This window comes from Methylosinus sp. KRF6 (assembly GCF_018887255.1).
Taxonomy (GTDB): Bacteria; Pseudomonadota; Alphaproteobacteria; order Rhizobiales; family Beijerinckiaceae; genus Methylosinus; species Methylosinus sporium.
Map to the genome: position 1 here is coordinate 1 of NZ_JAHLJF010000011.1, position 17,218 is coordinate 17,218.

Here is a 17,218-nt window from a genome sequence, read left to right on the forward strand (position 1 = left end):
GTTGGACCGAGATTTGTCGCCGGAAGAGGCGTTTCCACCTCCCCCTCGAGGGGGGGAGGTCGAGCGCCGAAGGCGATCGGGAGGGGGTGAACCCCTGAGTCTGGGGCGTTGCACCCCACCCCGGACCGCTTTGCGGTCCGACCCTCCCCCTTGAAGGGGAGGGTGGGGCGCCGGTCCTCGATCGCCCGCCACGCTCCGCGTTGACTTCCCGGCCCCCAGCGCCTAAAAACGCGCCAATCTCGTCAGAGATGACCTATGACCCGCCCATTCGCCCAAGAGGCGTGGGGCCAACGTCCGGCAGCGCTGAGCGCCCCCGGGCGCGCTTTGCTTTGGACGGGCGCGTGGCGAATAGGGAGTAGCGAAGAGATCGAGCTTCGGCTCTACTCGCTACTCCCTATTCGCTACTCGCTCCCTGGGAGAACCGCATGTTCGAGGGCCTTTCCGACAAGCTCTCCGGCATATTCGACAAGCTCACGCGGCGCGGCGCCCTTTCGGACGCCGATGTCGCCGAGGCTCTGCGCGAGGTGCGCCGCGCTCTGCTCGAGGCGGATGTCGCGCTCGATGTCGTGCGCACATTCACCGACAGCGTGCAGGCCAAGGCCGTCGGCGCCAATGTGGTGAAGTCGGTCTCGCCCGGCCAGATGGTCGTCAAGATCGTCAATGACGTGCTGGTCGAGACTCTGGGCTCCACCGCGCAGCCGATCGATCTCGACGCCGCGCCGCCCGTCGCCATCATGTTGGTCGGCCTGCAGGGCGCCGGCAAGACGACGACCGCGGCCAAGATCGCCAAGCGCCTGAAAGAGCGTCACGGCAAGCGCGTGCTGATGGCCTCGCTGGACGTGAAGCGCCCGGCCGCGCAGGAGCAGCTCGCCATTCTCGGCCGGCAGGTGGAGGTCGACACTCTGTCGATCGTGCCGGGCCAGGACCCGGTGAAGATCGCCAAGCGCGCCGAGGAGACGGCCCGGCGCGAAGGCTATGATGTGGTGATGCTCGACACGGCGGGCCGCACGCACATAGACGAGCCGCTGATGGAGGAGATGGCGCAGATCAAGGCCGTCTCCAAGCCGCATGAGATATTGCTCGTCGTCGACGCGCTGACCGGTCAGGACGCGGTCAATCTCGCCAAGAATTTCGACGATCGCGTCGGCCTCACCGGCATTGTGCTGACGCGCGTCGATGGCGATGGCCGCGGCGGCGCGGCGCTCTCCATGCGCGCCGTCACCGGCAAGCCGATCAAGCTGATCGCCACCGGCGAGAAGATGGATGCGCTCGACGAATTCTCGCCGCAGCGCATCGCCAATCGCATTCTGGGCATGGGCGACATTGTCGCGCTGGTGGAGAAAGCCGCCGCCGCCGTCGATCAGGAGCAAGCGCAGCGCGCCGCCGAGCGCATGGCGAAAGGCAAGTTCGATCTGCAGGATTTGGCCGATCAGCTCGCCATGATGGAGAAGGTCGGCGGCTTCGGCGGCATAATGGGCTTGCTCCCCGGCGTCGCCAAGATGAAGGAGCAGATCGCCTCCGCCAACATCGACGACAAAATGTTCAAGCGCCAGCGCGCGATCATTCTGTCGATGACGCCCAAGGAGCGGCGCAATCCCGACATTCTCAAAGCCTCGCGCAAGCGCCGCATAGCGGCGGGCTCCGGCGCGAAGGTGGAGGAGATCAACAAGCTGCTGAAACAGCACCGCCAGATGGCCGACATGATGAAGGCCATGGGCGGCGGCAAGGGCGGCGGCATGATGGCCAAGGCCGCGCAGATGATGGGCGTGGGCGTGGGCGGGATGCAGGCGCCTTCGCCCGAGCAGCTCGCGCAATTGCAGAAGAAAATGGGCGGCGCCCTGCCGCCCGGCGCCGGACCCAGCATTCCCGCTGCGCCGCCGGCTTCCGCATTCTCCGCCAAGCCGACGCTTCCGGGCCTCGGCGGCGGCGGAGGTTTCCTGAGCGGATTGAATCCGTTCGGGAAGAAGAAATGAAGGGGCGAATAGCGAATAGGGAGTAGCGAATAGCTCGCCGTCCTCAATTCGCTACTCGCTACTCGCTATTCGCTCTCACAAAGGAAGAACCAAATGTCCCTGAAGATCAGACTCTCCCGCGGCGGCGCCAAGAAGCGTCCCTTCTATCGCGTCGTCGTCGCCGATTCGCGCTCGCCCCGCGACGGCCGCTTCATCGAGCGTCTCGGCACGTTCGATCCGTTGAAGCCCAAGGACGCCGCCGATCGTCTGGTGCTCGACGCCGAGAAGGCGAAGGAGTGGATCGCCAAGGGCGCGCAGGCGACCGATCGCGTCGCCCGTCTGCTCGAGAGCGTCGGCGTCGGCAAGCGCGAGGCGCGCAGCAATCCGCAGAAGGCCCAGCCGAAGAAGAAGGCGCAGGAGCGCGCCGCCGCTGCGGCCGCCGCCGCCGAGGCCGCCTCGGCCTGATGACGCCGTCCTCGCGAGCGAAGCGAAGCGACCTGGGGCCGCGCGGCGGCCTCTGGAGCGCTTCGCTCGCGCGGCGAGCCTTCAGGCTCGCTATTCCATGAAGAACGCCGTTCTCCTCGGCCGGCTCGGCGCCGCGCATGGCGTGCGCGGCGAAATCCGCCTGCAGAGCTTCACCGCCGATCCTTCGGCGATCTCCACTTACGGTCCCTTGTTCGACGCCGGCGGCGCGCGCCGTTTCGTCATCGCCTCGCTGCGGCCGGTCGGCAAAGACATGTTCGTCGCGCGTCTCGAGGGCGTGCGCGACCGCGAGGCTGCGACGGCGCTGACCGGCGTCGAGCTCTATCTTCCGCGCGCGGCGCTGCCGGAGCCGGAGGAAGACGAATTCTATCTCGCCGATCTCGAAGGCCTGCGCGCGGAAACGCCCGCCGGCGAGACGCTCGGCGTGGTGATCGCCGTGCGCAATTTCGGCGCGGGCGATCTGTTGGAAGTGCGCCCGCCCGCCGGAGGCGAGACGCTGCTCTTCCCCTTCACCAAGGCCGTGGTTCCGATCGTCGATGTCGCCGGCGGCCGCGTGGTGGTGGAGCCGCCGCTCGAGATCGAGGGCGATGCGCCTTCAGGGGAAGACGTCTAGCGCCGATTTCGAAAGCGCGACGCGACAATCGACGATGACCTCGTCGCCGACGCCGGCGCGTTCCTTGGCGCGCACATCGGCCTTGATCGCCAGCAGATAGGGGCCTTCCTTCGAGGGGAACAAGGTCGTCGTCCAGACGGTGGAGCCGAGCGTCGCGGTGACCGGCGCACAGCCATAGCCGGTCCGCTCGATGCGCTTTTCCTGTTTCAACACGAGCGAATCCGCTTCGCTCAGCGAGACGAAGAACCAGCCGCCTTTTCCGGGATATCTCCAGATTTTTCCTGTGACGGTGAACTGCAAGAAATCCATTGTCGTTCAATCCTGCGCGGGCCTCATCGCGGAGGCTGCGCCACGAGCGGAAAATTTTCGGGGTGGCGAATGGCGTCGACCAACTTTAGCGCCGGAGAACCGCTGGCGAAAGCGCCTCGCCTTTCCCGCCCCGCGCGCCCATGCCATAACCCGCCCCATGTGGCGCGCGACGATCCTCACACTCTTCCCGGAAATGTTCCCCGGCCCGCTCGGCCTGTCGCTCGCGGGCGACGGGCTTTCGCGCGGGCTCTGGTCGCTCGAGGCGCGCAATATTCGCGAGCATGGCCTCGGCCGTCATCGCGCCGTCGATGACACGCCCGCCGGCGGCGGCCCCGGCATGGTGATGCGCGCCGATGTTCTCGCCGCGGCGATCGACGCCGCTGCGCTGGAAGGCGATACGCGGCCGCGTCTGCTGATGAGCCCGCGCGGCGCGCCGTTGACGCAGAGCCGCGTGCGCGCGCTGGTCGAAGGGGAGGGCGCGATCATCCTGTGCGGACGCTTCGAGGGCGTGGACGAGCGCATCATCGAGGCGCGCGCGCTGGAGGAAGTCTCGATCGGCGATTATGTGCTGTCGGGCGGCGAAATCGCGGCCATGGCTCTCGTCGACGCCTGCGTGCGTCTGTTGCCGGGCATAATGGGCGAGACGGCCTCGGGCGAGGAGGAGAGCTTCGAGAGCGGTCTGCTCGAATATCCGCAATATACGCGGCCGCGCGATTTCGAGAGCCGCGCAATTCCCGACATTCTGCTCTGCGGCGATCACGCCAAGATCGCGCGCTGGCGCCATGAGCGCGCGCTCGAGCTGACGCGCGCGCGGCGACCGGATTTGCTGAACGATCGGGTGAGAGAGACGCGCGCCGGAAAAGGCGCTTCCACCTCTCCCTCGAGGGGGGAGGTCGAGCGCTGAAAGCGCTCGGGTGGGGGTGCACCCCACCCCGTCCGGCTATCGCCGGCCGACCCTCCCCCTGAAGGGGAGGGTGAATAAGCCGTCTATAGGCTCGTCCGGTCGCATTTCACTCAAGGGCTCAGGACATCACCACATTCACCGCGCTCTCGGGCAATTCCTTGCCGAAGCAGCGCTGGTAGAACTCTGCGACCAGCGGGCGCTCGAGCTCGTCGCATTTGTTCAGGAAGGTGAGCCGGAAGGCGAAGCCGACATCGCCGAATATCTCGGAATTCTCCGCCCAGGTGATCACCGTGCGCGGGCTCATCACGGTGGAGAGATCGCCGGACATGAAGGCGTTGCGCGAGAGGTCGGCGACGCGCACCATCTTATTGATGGCGTCGCGGCCTTCCTTGGTCGCATTGAAGCTCTTCACCTTGGCGAGCACGATATTGGTCTCCGCGTCATGCGGCAGATAATTGAGCGTCGAGACGATGGACCAGCGGTCCATCTGGCCCTGATTGATCTGCTGCGTGCCGTGATAGAGGCCGGATGTGTCGCCGAGGCCGACCGTATTGGCGGTGGCGAAGAGGCGGAAGGCGGGATGCGGACGAATGACGCGGTTCTGATCGAGCAGCGTCAGCCGGCCGGAAACCTCCAGCACGCGCTGAATGACGAACATCACATCCGGGCGGCCGGCGTCATATTCGTCGAAGCAGAGCGCGATATTGTGCTGCAGCGCCCAGGGCAGAATGCCGTCGCGGAACTCCGTGACCTGCTTGCCGTCCTTCAGCACGATCGCGTCCTTGCCGACGAGATCGATGCGCGAGACATGGCTGTCGAGATTGACGCGCACGCAGGGCCAGTTGAGCCGCGCGGCCACCTGCTCGATATGCGTCGATTTGCCGGTGCCGTGATAGCCCGTGACCATGACGCGGCGGTTGCGGGCGAAACCGGCGAGAATGGCGAGCGTCGTCTCGCGGTCGAAGAGATAGTCTGGATCCTTGTCCGGGACATGCTCGGTCCGCTCGGAATAGGCGGGAACCTCGAGATCGGAGTCGATGCCGAACAGCTGGCGCACGGAGACTTTGAGGTCCGGCAGGGGCGCGGACCCGGCCGCTTTGTCGCTTGGGGTTGACATTGATCCTCCGTTTCGCCGACGCGCGCTCGCGACATTCGCGCCGGCAAGGCCTGGTCAAACGCTTGTTCAAACGAGCTTGGCGGCCCGCAACGTCTTATATGCGTGAATGATCTCCCGCAGTCTTTCCTCGCAGGAGCGATCTCCGCCATTGGCGTCGGGATGGTGACGTTTGACGAGCTCCTTATAGCGCGTCTTTATCGCCTCCGCACCGGCGGTCTCATCGAGACCGAGAGCATTCAGCGCCTTGATCGTCACCGCCGAATAGCGCGGGCTCGCCTCGGCCTGCGGCCTGGCGCGATGCGCCCGCTGCCGGTAGAGGCCCATCGGATCGGCGAAATTGTCGGGTCGCAGCGGGTCCTCGCGGAAGGAGGCCTGGCCGCGCTTCACGCCCATGGACCAGGTGGGGCGATGGCCGGTGGTGGCGTCGTCCTTCAGATAGCGGGCGACGGCCTCGTCGCTCATTCCGTTGAAGTAATTGTAGGAATTGTTATATTCCCGCACGTGCTCCAGGCAGAAGCAGAAATATTGCCCCTCGCGCAGCCGGCCCATGGGCGCGCGATATTCCCCCGCCGCCTCGCAGCCGGGGGCGTCGCAGCGAAAACGAGTCTCGCGGCGCTCCTGCCTCTGCTCGGGCTTGACGCGTATGCGATCGAAGAGGGGCGAATTCAAATCCATGGCGCTGCATTATGGTAGACTGGACGCAGGCTGCAAGCGGAACCCGTCGCCAATTTCACTCGGCGGGAATTTTGCTTGGGCCTCGGCGACGAGAAGGAGTCCATCATGGCCGAGCAAGGCAATATCGGCGCCGTCCAGGCCCGCATCCGTTCGAAGCTGACCGAAGGGCTCGCGCCCCTCGCCTTGAAGGTGATCGACGAGTCCGACAAGCACGCCGGGCATGGCGGCCATCATCAAGATGGCGAAAGCCATTTTCGGGTCGAGGTGGTGAGCGAGGCATTCGCCGGCAAGAAGCTCGTGGAGCGCCATCGCATCGTCAACACGCTCCTCGCCGAGGAACTGGCGACCCGCGTTCACGCCCTGACGATCACCGCCCGCGCTCCGCAGGAATAGCGGCGGTCCGGGCGAACGACAGAAGCAGGGGGGAGGTCGGACCGCGAAGCGGTCCGGGGTGGAGTTGGACGCGCGTCTCGTTCACCGATAACCCTGCGGCGGCCGCGCTTTCGACGCGCCCGAGGCGCGTCACAGCCAGCCCGACAGCTCCCGTCGCGCGATCGTCTCCAGCGCGCGCAGGCCGTCCTCGCTGTCATTGAGGCAATCGAGCCGCGCGAAATTTTCGCCGCCTTCGGCGAGATAGGAATGACGCAGCTCGGCGCCGATCTCCTCGAGCGTTTCCAGACAATCGGAGACGAAGCCCGGCGTCAGCACGGCGACGCGCTTCACGCCTTTCTGCGCCAGCTCCTGCAGCACATTCGCCGTATAGGGGCCGGTCCATTGCGTGCGGCCGAAGCGCGATTGAAAGGCGAGGCGCAGACGCTCCGGCGACATGCCGAGCGCGGAACGCAAAGCGTCGAGCGTCGCCTCGCAATGGCGGCGATAGGGATCGCCGCGGTCGATCTGCGCCTGCGGCAATCCGTGGAAAGAGGCGACCAGAATTTCCGGCTCGAAATCGAGTGCAGCGAGCTGCGCGCGCGTCGAAGCGGCGAGCGCTTCTATATAGGCGGGATCGTCATAGAAGGGCGGGACGATGCGCAATGTCGGCTGCTCGCGCAGCAGCGCCAGCGCGCGGGCGGCCTCGTCCACGACGGAGGCGGTCGTCGAGGCGGCATATTGCGGATAGAGCGGAAACATCAGGATGCGCTCGCAGCCATTTGCGCGCAGCGCGTCGATCTTCTCGCCGATGGACGGCCCGGCGTAGCGCATGGCGAAATCGACGATGACGTTTCGCTCGGCAAAGCGAGCGCCGAGCTTTTCCGCCTGCGCGCGCGTGATGGTCTTCAGCGGGCCTTCGTCGCGCTCTTCGTTCCAGACGGAGCGATAGGCGCGCGCGGAGCGGCGCGGCCGAAAGGTGAGCACGAAACTCTCGAGAATGGGACGCCACAGCACGGGCGGCACATCGACGACGCGCCGATCCGACAGAAACTCGCGTAAATAGCGCCGCACCGACCAATAATCGGCGCCCTGCGGCGTGCCGAGATTGACGAGCAGAAGCCCGATGCGAGACGCGCTCATGCGATGATCTTTTCCAAGGCCGTCAGTTCCGCCGCCTCCAGCGAGAAGCCATTCTCCTCGGCCGGAAAGCGCCCCTCGCGCACGTCGCGCGCATAAGCGGCGACTGCCTCGCGCAGCGCGGCGCCTAGCTCCACATAGCGGCGATTATGCTTGAAGTCGCGCGTTCCCAGCGCAGCGAGATCATGCACGACCAGCACTTGCGCGTCGCAATCGGCGCCGGCGCCGATGCCGATCGTCGGCGCGCGCAGACGCGATGTGATCTTCGCTGCGAGCTCGCGCGGGATGAGCTCGAGAACGAGAAAATCGGCGCCTGCCGCGTCCAGCGCCAGCGCGTCGGCGAGGAGCTTGGCGGCGGCTTCGGCCGTCTTGCCCTGGCGGCGCTTGCCCTCTTGATGCTGCGACTCGAGCCCGATGTGGCAGCACACCTCATATCCTTCGCGCTTCAGCGCGCGCACGATTTCCGGCCGCGCGCCTTCGAATTTCACGCAATCGGCGCCGGCCTGCGCGAGAAGCGCGGCGCTGGCGAGAGCTTGCGCCTCGCTGTCATAGGTGGCGTAGGGGAGGTCGCCGATGAGATAGACGTCCGGCGCGCCGCGGCGCACGGCGGCGATGTGATGCGCCATATCGTCCAGCGTCACCTCGCGCTCGCTGGCGTAGCCCAGCACATTGGTGCCGACGCTGTCGCCGACCATGACGATATCGACGCCGGCCTCCGCCTCGAGCCGGGCGGTCGGCGCGTCATAGGCGGTCAGCACGACGAATTTCTCGCCGCGCTTCTTCATCTCGACGAAATGGCCAGCCGCCATCTGCGCTCACCGTCCTCGATCCGCGTCAGGGCGCTCTATAGAGCAAAGGGACCCGCAGAAAAAGCGTTCAGCGCGCGCAGGCCTGCGGCGGCAGGGGCAGGCGTATGTCCTGCAGCTCGTGGGTGCATTTGTCGCAACCCGCGAGCAGCGCATAGGCGACGACGAGACCCGCCAGAATGCAGAGCTTGCGCATGATCCTCTTCCTCGAAACTCCGCCGCCGTCGCCGCCACGATAGGGCTGCGCGGGTTAATAGCTCGAGAAGGGCGTCCCTGTCATTTCAGCACGACCACGCGGGTTCCGACCTTCACCCGGTCATAGAGATCGGCGACGTCGCGATTGGTCATGCGGATGCAGCCGGAGGAGACGGCCTCGCCGATCGTCTCGCCCTCATTGGAGCCGTGGATGCGATATTCGCTGGAGCCGAGATAGAGCGCTCTCGCGCCGAGCGGATTGTCCTGGCCGCCCTCCATATAACGGGGCAGATCCGGCCGGCGCTTCAGCATGGCGGCGGGCGGGCGCCAATCGGGCCATTCCTTCTTGGCGGTGATCGTCTTCACGCCGGACCAGGTGAAGCCCTCGCGGCCGACGCCGACGCCATATTCGATCGCGCGCGTCGGGCCGAGCACATAATAGAGCCGCCGCTCCTTGGTGGAGACGACGATCGTGCCCTTCTTATATTGCGGATGGCTCCAGACGACCTCTTGGCTCGGAATGGACTGCAGGCGGAAATTATTGACGAAATCCGCGACCGGGCCGCGATCCAGGAAATTGGCCGCTTTCGCCTCTCCCGAGAGGACGAAGCCGAGAAAAATTGCGCAAGTCGCGCGCGTCTTGGTGCAGACCATTCCTTTCGGCCTCCCTGCCGTTTACGTCGGAGTCGTTTGTCGGGAGAAAATACGGCCGAAATGGGAAGGGGAGGGCGATCGGGCGAACGAGATGCGGGGTGAGCGCGCCCATTGCAATGTTCCGGCGGCGCCGACTTGCATCCTGCGCCCACGCCGCTATAAAGCGCGCTTCGCGACGCTTCCGGCCGGGGGCTGAACGGAAGGCCTTTGGCTCCGCCACAGGCAGGGTTCGCCCGTCTTCCAGTGTCTCCGCCTTCGAACTTCCCGATCGAGCCTTTCCTTTGAAGGCTCGAAGGGCTCTGCGCCGAGAGCGGGCTCGCGACGATGAGGAAAGGCAAGAGAATGGCTCTCTACGAGCATATCTATCTTGCGCGCCAGGACGTTTCGCCCCAGCAGGTGGAAGCGCTGACGACGCAGTTCAAGGGCATCATCGCCTCGCTCGGCGGCAAGGTGACGAAGACCGAATATTGGGGCGTGAAGTCCCTCGCCTATCGGATCAAGAAGAACCGCAAGGCGCATTTCACCCTTCTCAACATCGACGCCCCGCCCGCGGCCCTGGCCGAGGTCGAGCGTCAGCAGGGCCTCAGTGAGGACGTTCTGCGCTTCCTCACCCTGCGCGTCGAGGCGCTGGAGGAAGGCCCCTCCGCCCAGCTCCGCAAGCGTGACGACGACGACCGTGGCGACCGCCGCGGCCCCGGCGGCCCGCGCCCCGACCGTGGCGATAGAGGCGACCGTGGCGACCGCCGCCCGCGCCGTGACGAACCCCGCTCCGAAGGAGAGACTTTCTGATGAGCGCCGCAGCCCGCCGCCCCTTCTTCCGCCGCCGCAAGTCCTGCCCCTTCTCCGGCGCCAACGCCCCGAAGATCGACTATAAGGACACGCGTCTGCTCTCGCGCTACATCTCCGAGCGCGGCAAGATCGTGCCCTCGCGCATCACGGCCGTCTCGGCCAAGAAGCAGCGCGAATTGGCCCAGGCCATCAAGCGCGCCCGCTTCCTCGGCCTTCTGCCTTACGTGATCCGCTGAGGTTTCGGGCCTTTCGGCCCGTCCGCTGGAGTTTCACGGCCGCGCGACGAGCGCGGCCGTTTTCGTTTCTGCTCCGCATTTTTGTTTGACGGGAGCGGGTTCCGATCCCATGCGACGTGAGCCGAGTTTCGCGCACGGCATGGTTGCCGCCGGACGTCTATAGTGTAAAAATCCGAATATTCGCTCGGCCTGCAGGCGGAACGTCTTCGAGAGTTTAAACGATCGAGGCGACCTCTTCGAAAGCGAAACGCGGCCCCCTCGGATAGAGCTTCGCCGGATTGCCATAGCCGATGTTGATCAGGAAATTCGATTTGACCGTCCCGCTGGGGAAGAATTCGGCGTCCACCTTCGCATTGTCGAAGCCGCTCATCGGTCCGGCGTCGAGCCCCACGGCCCGCAGCGCCAGCAGAAAGTAAGCGCCTTGCAGCGTGCCGTTGCGAAAGGCCGTCGTCTCGATCAGCGGGACGTCGCCGACGAACCAGGCGCGCGCGTCGGTCGCCGGATAGAGGCGCGGCAAATGCTCGTAGAATTGCATGTCATGGGCGACGATCGCTGTCGCCGGCGCCGCCAGCGTCTTGTCGAGATTGCCGGGCGCGAGCGCCGGCGCCAGCCGCGCCTTGCCCGCCACCGAGCGCACGAAGACGAAACGCGCCGGCAGGCAATTGGCGCTGGTCGGGCCGAAGAGCGCCAGCCGGACCGCCTGCTGGAGCAGCGCATCCGGGACGTCCCGATCCACCCAGCCATTATGGGTGCGCGCCTCTGTGAAGAGCTGGGCGAGCGTCTCCGCGCTCAAAGTCTCGCGATGCGAAAATCCGTCCGGCGCCATCTCATTCGCTCCTCGTTTCGACGAAAGAACGCAGAGCCGGGTCAGATGTCGCGGCCCTCGACCTCGAAATGCAGGCGCTCCTCCGCCTTGCGCCAGTCCTCGCGGCGCGGATCGAGCGCGCGGGCGCGGCGATAGGCCTCGAGCGCGCGCGCCGGCGCGCCGATGCGCTCCCGTAGAGCGCCGAGCGTTCCGAACGCGTCGAAACGGCGCGGCTCCAGTCGCACGGCGGATTCGAGATCACGCTCGGCGCCGTCGAGATCGCCGAGCGCGATGCGGACGCTGGCGCGGCCGACCAGCGCCTCCGCCCATTGCGGCTCGAGCGTGACCAGGCGGTCGAAGAGATCGAGCGCGAGAGATTCGCCGCCGACGCTCACGGCGGCGAGCGCGCGGCGCATCAACAGATCGGCCGTGGGCGAGCCCGACCGCGCCCACAGCCGGCCGATCGCCTGGGCGAGCGCGGCCTCCTCCTCCTCGCTCTCGGCGAGCGACAGGCGGCGGATGAGATCGTCGAGGGAATCGCGCGCGAATTGCGGCGCCCGCTCGGGCTCCGGCTCGACCGGCGGCGCCGGACGGCGCTGCGGCGAGAACACGCGCGCGCCGGGCGGCAAGGGAATTGGAATGCGTCCTATGCCCGGAATCTCGATGAATTGCTGCTCCGCCCCTGCGGCGAGCGCGCCGGGCGCGGCGACAACCATAGCCGCGAGCATTGCGGCGAGAGATCGGGACGAGGGCGCGAGGCGCATGAGGCGACTGTAGCGCAGGCGCCGGCTGCGAGACAATAACGATGAACGAGACAAAAAAGGCGAAAACGATGAAAATGACCAAAAGGGCCGCCACGATGCGGCGGCCCTCTTGTCGAAAGCCTCAGAGCGCCGAAAGCCTCAGAGAGCCTTGAGCTGGTCCGCCGAGGACTTGCCGGTGCGGCGGTCCTGCGCGATCTCGAAGCTCACCTTCTGGCCCTCGCGCAGGTCGCGCAGGCCGGCGCGCTCCACCGCGCTGATATGGACGAAGACGTCCTTGTCATCGCCGTCGGGCTGAATGAAGCCATAGCCCTTCTGGGCGTTGAACCACTTTACCGTTCCAGTCGCCATTCGTCTCTCCGAACATAGAGGAGAAGGCCCGCCTGCGCGGGGCCGGGTCGATCGATGTCAGGGAGAGGTCGTCAGCGGCTCCGTCTCCGAAGCGCGCGCAAGTCGCCGGCCGAAAATCGATGCCGGAGAACATAGAGGGCCGAAACGCGCCCGGCAATGGCGGATCACGCTATGGGCCATAAGTAATTACCGAGAAAGAAAGGATTTCCTAACCTCTACAATTCGAAAGGCCGCTTCGGTTCACGCCGCATTCATGCCGGCGCCGCGATCTTAGCGTCGGATTCACGATCATAGCGTCGAATTGTCGTCGAATGATCGTGGTCTGCGACGAAGGGGCGCAGCCGCCCCCGGCGCGGCAAAGGAGCGGAGAGTAAAAGTGATCGACCTCGTTCGGCAAGCCATCGACGAGCATGGACGCCTGTCGGCGCCGGCGCGTGAACTCGGCGTCAATTCCGACCTCTATGAGCTCGGCCTCACCTCCTTCGCGGCGGTGCGCATCATGCTCGCGCTCGAGAACGCCTATGGCGTCCAATTCCCCGAGCATATGCTGCGCCGCCGCAATTTCGCCTCCATCGGCGCCATCGTCGCCTGTCTGCGCGAGCTCGAGCGCAAAGCCGCGGCCTGAGCCGGACTCAGATCCGCGCGCCCGAGGGACAATAGCGCGCCTTGCGATCGACCCCGGCGGAGAGCGCCGCCGGGAAAGCGTCCAGCCGCGGGCCGAAGGCGAGCCGCGCGGGCGTCACCGGCCGCGCCGAGGCCGCCCAGCTCTGGAAAGCGGCCGACCGCCCCTCCCTCGTCTCGCGCAGGGCGAGCTTTTCCGCGCCCGGCTCCGGCGTCAGCCCCTCGAGCCCGCATTGGGCGAAGAGCGGAATGCGATAGGCCGCGGGCGGCGCCGCGCAGGCGCGCTCCATCAGCACGACGATGGTGAAGAAGACGAGCGCCGAGAAGGCGACAAAAAGCGCGCCGATCTGACGCGCGCCCAAATCTGCTCGTGACATTTTGGACCCCTCGAGGCCGCGAACCGGCCGAGAGTGTCAAATGGAGCGGCGCCCGCGCCCCTCCAGCGCGAGCGCGGGACATGATTAGCGGGGAGTGACCGCACCCGTCAGCCCGCCAGCTCCTTCAGCCCGCGGCGGATGAGCGCGCCCGTATCCGCTCCCTCGCCCATCGCCTCGAGGCTCTTGGCGACGGCCGCCGCCGCCTGCGGGCGCCCATAGCCGAGATTGACCAGCGCCGAAATGGCGTCCTGCGCGGCCTGGGGCGCCGCCGCCGGCTCCTCGCCGGAAAGCCGCGCCACCACCGGATCGATTCCGGCGAAGGCCGGGGCCTTGTCCTTCAGCTCGGCGACGATGCGCGCGGCCAGCTTGGGGCCGACGCCGGAGGCGCGCGCCACCATTGCCTTGTCTTGCCCCGCAATGGCCGAGGCCAGCTCGCCCGGCGAGAGAATGGACAAAATGGCGAGCGCCACTTTCGAGCCCACCCCCTGCACGCTCTGCAGCAGGCGGAACCAATCGCGCTCGGCCTCCGACGAGAAGCCGAACAGACGTATGGCGTCCTCGCGCACCTGCGTCTCTATGGCGAGCGAGGCCGCCTCGCCCACGGGCGCGAGCTTTTGCAGCGTGCGCGCCGAGCAGCTCACCACATAGCCGACGCCATGCACGTCGATGATGACGTGATCCTCGCCATAGGAATCGACGATTCCCTTGAGCTTGCCGATCATCTCGCCCCCGCGATGAAGGCCGATCCGATGCGTCCACCGGATGATGGGGTGAAGCTTCCCTCATCCTGAGGAGCGGCCGCAGGCCGCGTCTCGAAGGACGAGGGAAGCGTCACGCGCCGCCTTCTGGATCTCGCCCTCGTGCTTCGAGACGGTCGCTGCGCGACCTCCTCAGCATGAGGGCGAGGGTGATTGTTGCCGGACCGCGAGCCTTCAGGCTCGCTCCTCGAACGAAAGCCGATCATCGCGCCCCCGCGGCGAGCTTGCGCGCGGCCACGCGGCCGGCGCGATGATGGGCGTGGCAGATGGCGACGGCCAGGGCGTCGGCGGCGTCCGGGCTCTCGGCCCGGCTCAGCGGCAGCAGCACGCGCACCATCATGGCGATCTGCGCCTTATCGGCATGGCCATTGCCGACCACGGTCTTTTTGACGACATTGGCGGCATATTCCTCCACCTCGAGCCCGGCGAGCGCCGGCGCCGCCAGCGCGACGCCGCGCGCCTGTCCGAGCTTCAGCGCCGATTGCGGATCGCGATTGACGAAAGTCTCCTCGATCGCCGCCTCATGCGGCGCATAATCCGCGATGATGCGCGCGAGGCCGCGCTGCAATTGCGCGAGCCGCTCGCCCATGGAGGCGTCGCCATCCGAATGCAGCGAGCCGCAAGCAACAAAGGAGAGCCGCGAGCCGCGCGACGCCTCGACGACCCCCCAGCCCGTGTTGCGAAGGCCCGGGTCTATGCCGAGAATGCGAATCGTCTCTTCCGTCATGGCCGGAGGTTAGGGGGAAAGGCGCGCGAGGGGTAGCGGCGACTCTCGCGCTGGGCGCGCGCCCACCTCCCCCTCGAGGGGGGAGGTCGATCGCCGAAGGCGAGCGGGAGGGGGTGATCCCCGAGTCTCGGGCATTGACCCCACCCCGGACCGCTCCGCGGTCCGACCCTCCCCCTGAAGGGGAGGGTGGAGGGCGAAGCTTTTTGGATGCAGCGCGCCACGAGCGACGAAAGCGCGCGGCGTCGCGCCCGCCGCCGAAATTCGGCGCGGGAGGATGGGAGGTCCGGGACGCGGCGGCTCCGTTCGGCCGTCGCTTGGTGAAGAAGAGCGCATCGAAGCCGGAATGCATCCCGGACCACGGCCGCCTTTTCTGTTCGCCGCCTGCGGGCTCAGGGTTGTTTTCCCCTTTCGGGTAGTCTATCCCCGCGCGAGCCTCGGAAATTCGGCCGACTTTCGCATGTGTTCCCACATGCCTCTGCACGAAGGAGAAGCCGTGCCGGCGGCGTGGCGTCGCTCGAGACGAGAGAGGGTCTGCCCCCGCCCTTGCGAACCGCACCCCCGCCGACGTCGCCTACCCTTCAAGACGACGCCCCACCGGCGGAGGCAGGGAGGAAGATAGGAATTTAGTCCGCATGTGTCAAGGGGCGGCCTCACGCCGAGGCGGCGCGGCCGCTCCAGCGCGGTCGGGCGAATGCCGAAAGGGGCGCGCTCACCCTCCCCTTCAGGGGGAGGGGTCTGCTGGCAATAGCCGGACGGGGTCCCCCTCGAGGGGGAGGTCGATCGCCGAAGGCGAGCAGGAGCGGCGCTCCCGATCTCGGGCGTGACGCTACCCCGGACCGCTACGCTGTCCGAGCCACTCCCAGTTCGATCATCGACCTTGTTCCTAGCGGGGTAAGCTGCACAAATGCTGAAATACCACCGCCAGTCGATTCGCTGGTAAAGCACCGTATCAAACCAAGCGCTTCGAATTGTAGCCGAACACTATTACAGTCTCCCGGATTCGGATTTATATTTGTTAGCCGCTCTATATTATGATAAATGAAATATTTCACGAGTGAATTAATTGACGACGCATACACCGGCGCCGTTAGATTTGGTGCTATATACAAAAATACCTCTCCCCATTTCACGGACGCACTTCGCCCGACATATCCAAGCCTACTATCTCGCCCAGTATATGACAGCACTACGTTTTCATTAAGTCCTGCCGCGTCCATTAATATCGGACTTGACGCTGCCAAGGCATCCTTTAGTTTCTGCTTTAAGTCGTCATTTTCCGTTCTCAGCTGATTAACCTGCAACAAGACATCTTCTCTCGCAACGACATTGCCTCGCACCCACCCAACAGAAGGCTGCTGCTGCATTGCTTTGCTAAGCGACTTTATGGCTGCCAACTCCACCCCTTGAGCAGTACTCCAAAATGAGACAAGACGATTTTTCTTTACTTTTTCTCAGAATGCCTCAAGCTTTTCCTTTAATAAAGGATCAACTTCGTTTTTTGCTGCAGGCAGCTGCATCGGATCCTCATGGATAAATCCTAGGACTACCTTACCAGATTCGACAGCGTAATCATACTTACGTTCCGTATAACTCACCCCATTAGCGTCCAGAGAGCCGTAGCGACCAGCTATTATTACCATATAATAATCACATTCATCTATTATTTTTTTAATATACGACAACTGCTCTTCGTCAGCAGCAAGAAACGATTCCATCCCGGCGGGAATTTGACCGAGATCTAATATTGACCTCATTATTGCATTTCTCTCTTCCACCAAGTCACGATATGTCGAAGAGACAAATATCTGGTATTTAGTAAGCATTTGAAAGCTCTCTGTCATGACGTCTTTTGAGTTCTCAGTGCTGGACATCATGGTTGCGTTTATGGGCGCGATTCCACCCGTGCGTAATGAGATATCAAAAACCACTTCACCCCAAAATCCCCCGCCCCACGCCCCTCACCTCCCCCACCCCGCACAACATCATCCCCACCCGCAGCTCCGCCGCGAAAATATCCAGCATGTTCTCCACGCCCGCCTCTCCCGCCGCGGCCAGCGCATAGGCGTAGGCGCGGCCCAGCAGCACGCCTTTCGCGCCCAGCGCCAGCAGGCGCAACACGTCGAGGCCGGAGCGGGCGCCGGAATCGGCGAGGAGGAGGAGATCGTCGCCCACCGCATCGGCGATGCGCGGCAACATGCGCGCGACGGAGGGCGCGCCGTCGAGCTGGCGGCCGCCGTGATTGGAGACCACGATCGCCTCCACGCCGCAGCGAACGGCGTCGCGCGCGTCGGCCTCGTCCAGCACGCCTTTCAGAATGATGCGGCCCGGCCAGCGCGCGCGCACCCAATCCAGCGTCGACCAGTCGAGCGTGGGATCGACATTGGCGGCGATGTCGCGCAGATAATTCTTCTGCTTCATCGCGCCGCCGAGATAGGCCGCGACATTGCCGAGATCATGCGGCCGGCCCATGAGGCCGACATCATAGGCCCAGGCGGGCCTCGCCAGCGCCTGCAACAGGCGCCGCGGTCGTGCCCCTTGGAGAGGTGTAGCAGCGGCGCTCGGGCGCGCGGAGCGGA

The 17,218-nt window shown here is 65.5% G+C and carries 23 protein-coding genes; 8 read left to right on the forward strand and 15 right to left on the reverse strand.

From position 1 onward, the window contains the following. Positions 1-425 precede the first annotated feature (425 nt). From ffh to rimM, 3 genes are all read left to right on the forward strand, one after another. Positions 426-1,973, forward strand: coding sequence for a signal recognition particle protein (gene ffh / locus KP010_RS21305; RefSeq protein WP_216281662.1), 1,548 nt, complete (start codon positions 426-428; stop codon positions 1,971-1,973). Positions 1,974-2,066: 93 nt separating this feature from the next. After that, a complete protein-coding gene (gene rpsP / locus KP010_RS21310) occupies positions 2,067-2,417 on the forward strand; it encodes a 30S ribosomal protein S16 (RefSeq protein WP_018267770.1) in 351 nt (116 codons plus the stop codon). A gap of 97 nt (positions 2,418-2,514) precedes the next feature. Continuing rightward, positions 2,515-3,048: a ribosome maturation factor RimM gene (rimM, locus tag KP010_RS21315; RefSeq protein ID WP_142861329.1), complete on the forward strand. Its 534-nt coding sequence runs from the start codon at positions 2,515-2,517 to the stop codon at positions 3,046-3,048. Here rimM and KP010_RS21320 read toward each other — a convergent pair. Then, on the reverse strand, positions 3,031-3,357 hold the full coding sequence (locus KP010_RS21320; RefSeq protein WP_142861328.1) for a DUF1905 domain-containing protein: 327 nt from the start codon (positions 3,355-3,357) through the stop codon (positions 3,031-3,033). The two genes, rimM and KP010_RS21320, sit on opposite strands and share 18 nt — an antisense overlap. A 157-nt stretch (positions 3,358-3,514) precedes the next feature. On the opposite strand from KP010_RS21320, the gene trmD reads away from it, so the two are divergent. After that, the gene (gene trmD / locus KP010_RS21325; protein ID WP_142861327.1) at positions 3,515-4,261 is read left to right on the forward strand and encodes a tRNA (guanosine(37)-N1)-methyltransferase TrmD; all 747 of its coding nucleotides are present in this window, start codon (positions 3,515-3,517) and stop codon (positions 4,259-4,261) included. A gap of 118 nt (positions 4,262-4,379) precedes the next feature. On the opposite strand, the gene cobS is transcribed toward trmD, so the two are convergent. Together cobS and KP010_RS21335 are read right to left on the reverse strand one after the other, a co-directional pair. Further along, positions 4,380-5,378 (reverse strand): cobaltochelatase subunit CobS, encoded by a 999-nt coding sequence (gene cobS / locus KP010_RS21330; protein WP_018267775.1) that lies wholly within the window; start codon positions 5,376-5,378, stop codon positions 4,380-4,382. 66 nt (positions 5,379-5,444) lie between these two features. Then, positions 5,445-6,053 carry a J domain-containing protein gene (locus KP010_RS21335; RefSeq protein WP_142861326.1) on the reverse strand — a complete coding sequence of 203 codons (609 nt, stop codon included), beginning with the start codon at positions 6,051-6,053 and terminating at the stop codon, positions 5,445-5,447. A 105-nt stretch (positions 6,054-6,158) separates the two neighbouring features. Between KP010_RS21335 and KP010_RS21340 the strand changes: the two genes are divergently transcribed. Beyond that, complete coding sequence (locus KP010_RS21340; protein WP_108918550.1) at positions 6,159-6,446, forward strand: BolA family transcriptional regulator; 288 nt, start codon at positions 6,159-6,161, stop codon at positions 6,444-6,446. Between the two features lie 129 nt (positions 6,447-6,575). Here KP010_RS21340 and hemH read toward each other — a convergent pair whose 3' ends face one another. The 4 genes from hemH to KP010_RS21355 form a co-directional block, all read right to left on the reverse strand. Continuing rightward, positions 6,576-7,565 carry a ferrochelatase gene (gene hemH / locus KP010_RS21345; protein ID WP_142861325.1) on the reverse strand — a complete coding sequence of 330 codons (990 nt, stop codon included), beginning with the start codon at positions 7,563-7,565 and terminating at the stop codon, positions 6,576-6,578. Next, entirely contained in the window at positions 7,562-8,371 is an 810-nt protein-coding gene (panB, locus tag KP010_RS21350) for a 3-methyl-2-oxobutanoate hydroxymethyltransferase (RefSeq protein WP_142861324.1), read from the reverse strand. The genes hemH and panB overlap by 4 nt, the downstream gene beginning before the upstream one ends. Before the next feature lie 67 nt (positions 8,372-8,438). Then, a complete protein-coding gene (locus tag KP010_RS23130) occupies positions 8,439-8,564 on the reverse strand; it encodes a hypothetical protein (protein ID WP_255461795.1) in 126 nt (41 codons plus the stop codon). Between the two features lie 80 nt (positions 8,565-8,644). Next, positions 8,645-9,217: a L,D-transpeptidase gene (locus KP010_RS21355; protein ID WP_142861323.1), complete on the reverse strand. Its 573-nt coding sequence runs from the start codon at positions 9,215-9,217 to the stop codon at positions 8,645-8,647. Positions 9,218-9,559: 342 nt separating this feature from the next. On the opposite strand from KP010_RS21355, the gene rpsF reads away from it, so the two are divergent. Further along, positions 9,560-10,006: a 30S ribosomal protein S6 gene (gene rpsF / locus KP010_RS21360; RefSeq protein ID WP_142861322.1), complete on the forward strand. Its 447-nt coding sequence runs from the start codon at positions 9,560-9,562 to the stop codon at positions 10,004-10,006. Then, complete coding sequence (gene rpsR / locus KP010_RS21365; RefSeq protein WP_018266677.1) at positions 10,006-10,242, forward strand: 30S ribosomal protein S18; 237 nt, start codon at positions 10,006-10,008, stop codon at positions 10,240-10,242. Before rpsF ends, rpsR begins: the two co-directional genes overlap by 1 nt. Before the next feature lie 214 nt (positions 10,243-10,456). On the opposite strand, the gene KP010_RS21370 is transcribed toward rpsR, so the two are convergent. The 3 genes from KP010_RS21370 to KP010_RS21380 form a co-directional block, all read right to left on the reverse strand. Beyond that, a complete protein-coding gene (locus KP010_RS21370; protein WP_142861321.1) occupies positions 10,457-11,068 on the reverse strand; it encodes a malonic semialdehyde reductase in 612 nt (203 codons plus the stop codon). A gap of 41 nt (positions 11,069-11,109) precedes the next feature. Continuing rightward, positions 11,110-11,775 carry a M48 family metallopeptidase gene (locus tag KP010_RS21375; protein WP_244594780.1) on the reverse strand — a complete coding sequence of 222 codons (666 nt, stop codon included), beginning with the start codon at positions 11,773-11,775 and terminating at the stop codon, positions 11,110-11,112. A 174-nt stretch (positions 11,776-11,949) separates the two neighbouring features. Then, complete coding sequence (locus KP010_RS21380; protein ID WP_018264633.1) at positions 11,950-12,159, reverse strand: cold-shock protein; 210 nt, start codon at positions 12,157-12,159, stop codon at positions 11,950-11,952. Positions 12,160-12,535: 376 nt separating this feature from the next. On the opposite strand from KP010_RS21380, the gene KP010_RS21385 reads away from it, so the two are divergent. Beyond that, on the forward strand, positions 12,536-12,784 hold the full coding sequence (locus KP010_RS21385; RefSeq protein ID WP_142861320.1) for an acyl carrier protein: 249 nt from the start codon (positions 12,536-12,538) through the stop codon (positions 12,782-12,784). A 7-nt stretch (positions 12,785-12,791) separates the two neighbouring features. Here the strand turns inward: KP010_RS21385 and KP010_RS21390 are convergent, their stop codons facing one another. The 5 genes from KP010_RS21390 to KP010_RS21410 form a co-directional block, all read right to left on the reverse strand. Further along, positions 12,792-13,157, reverse strand: a complete 366-nt coding sequence (locus tag KP010_RS21390; protein ID WP_142861319.1) for a hypothetical protein — start codon at positions 13,155-13,157, stop codon at positions 12,792-12,794. A 107-nt stretch (positions 13,158-13,264) separates the two neighbouring features. After that, positions 13,265-13,879 (reverse strand): Holliday junction branch migration protein RuvA, encoded by a 615-nt coding sequence (gene ruvA / locus KP010_RS21395; RefSeq protein WP_142861318.1) that lies wholly within the window; start codon positions 13,877-13,879, stop codon positions 13,265-13,267. 238 nt (positions 13,880-14,117) lie between these two features. Further along, the gene (gene ruvC / locus KP010_RS21400; protein WP_142861317.1) at positions 14,118-14,642 is read right to left on the reverse strand and encodes a crossover junction endodeoxyribonuclease RuvC; all 525 of its coding nucleotides are present in this window, start codon (positions 14,640-14,642) and stop codon (positions 14,118-14,120) included. A gap of 1,451 nt (positions 14,643-16,093) precedes the next feature. Further along, entirely contained in the window at positions 16,094-16,483 is a 390-nt protein-coding gene (locus KP010_RS21405) for a DUF4062 domain-containing protein (protein ID WP_185966358.1), read from the reverse strand. Between the two features lie 88 nt (positions 16,484-16,571). Further along, on the reverse strand, positions 16,572-17,218 hold a 647-nt coding region (locus tag KP010_RS21410; RefSeq protein ID WP_216281664.1), incomplete at its 5' end, for an alpha-hydroxy-acid oxidizing protein.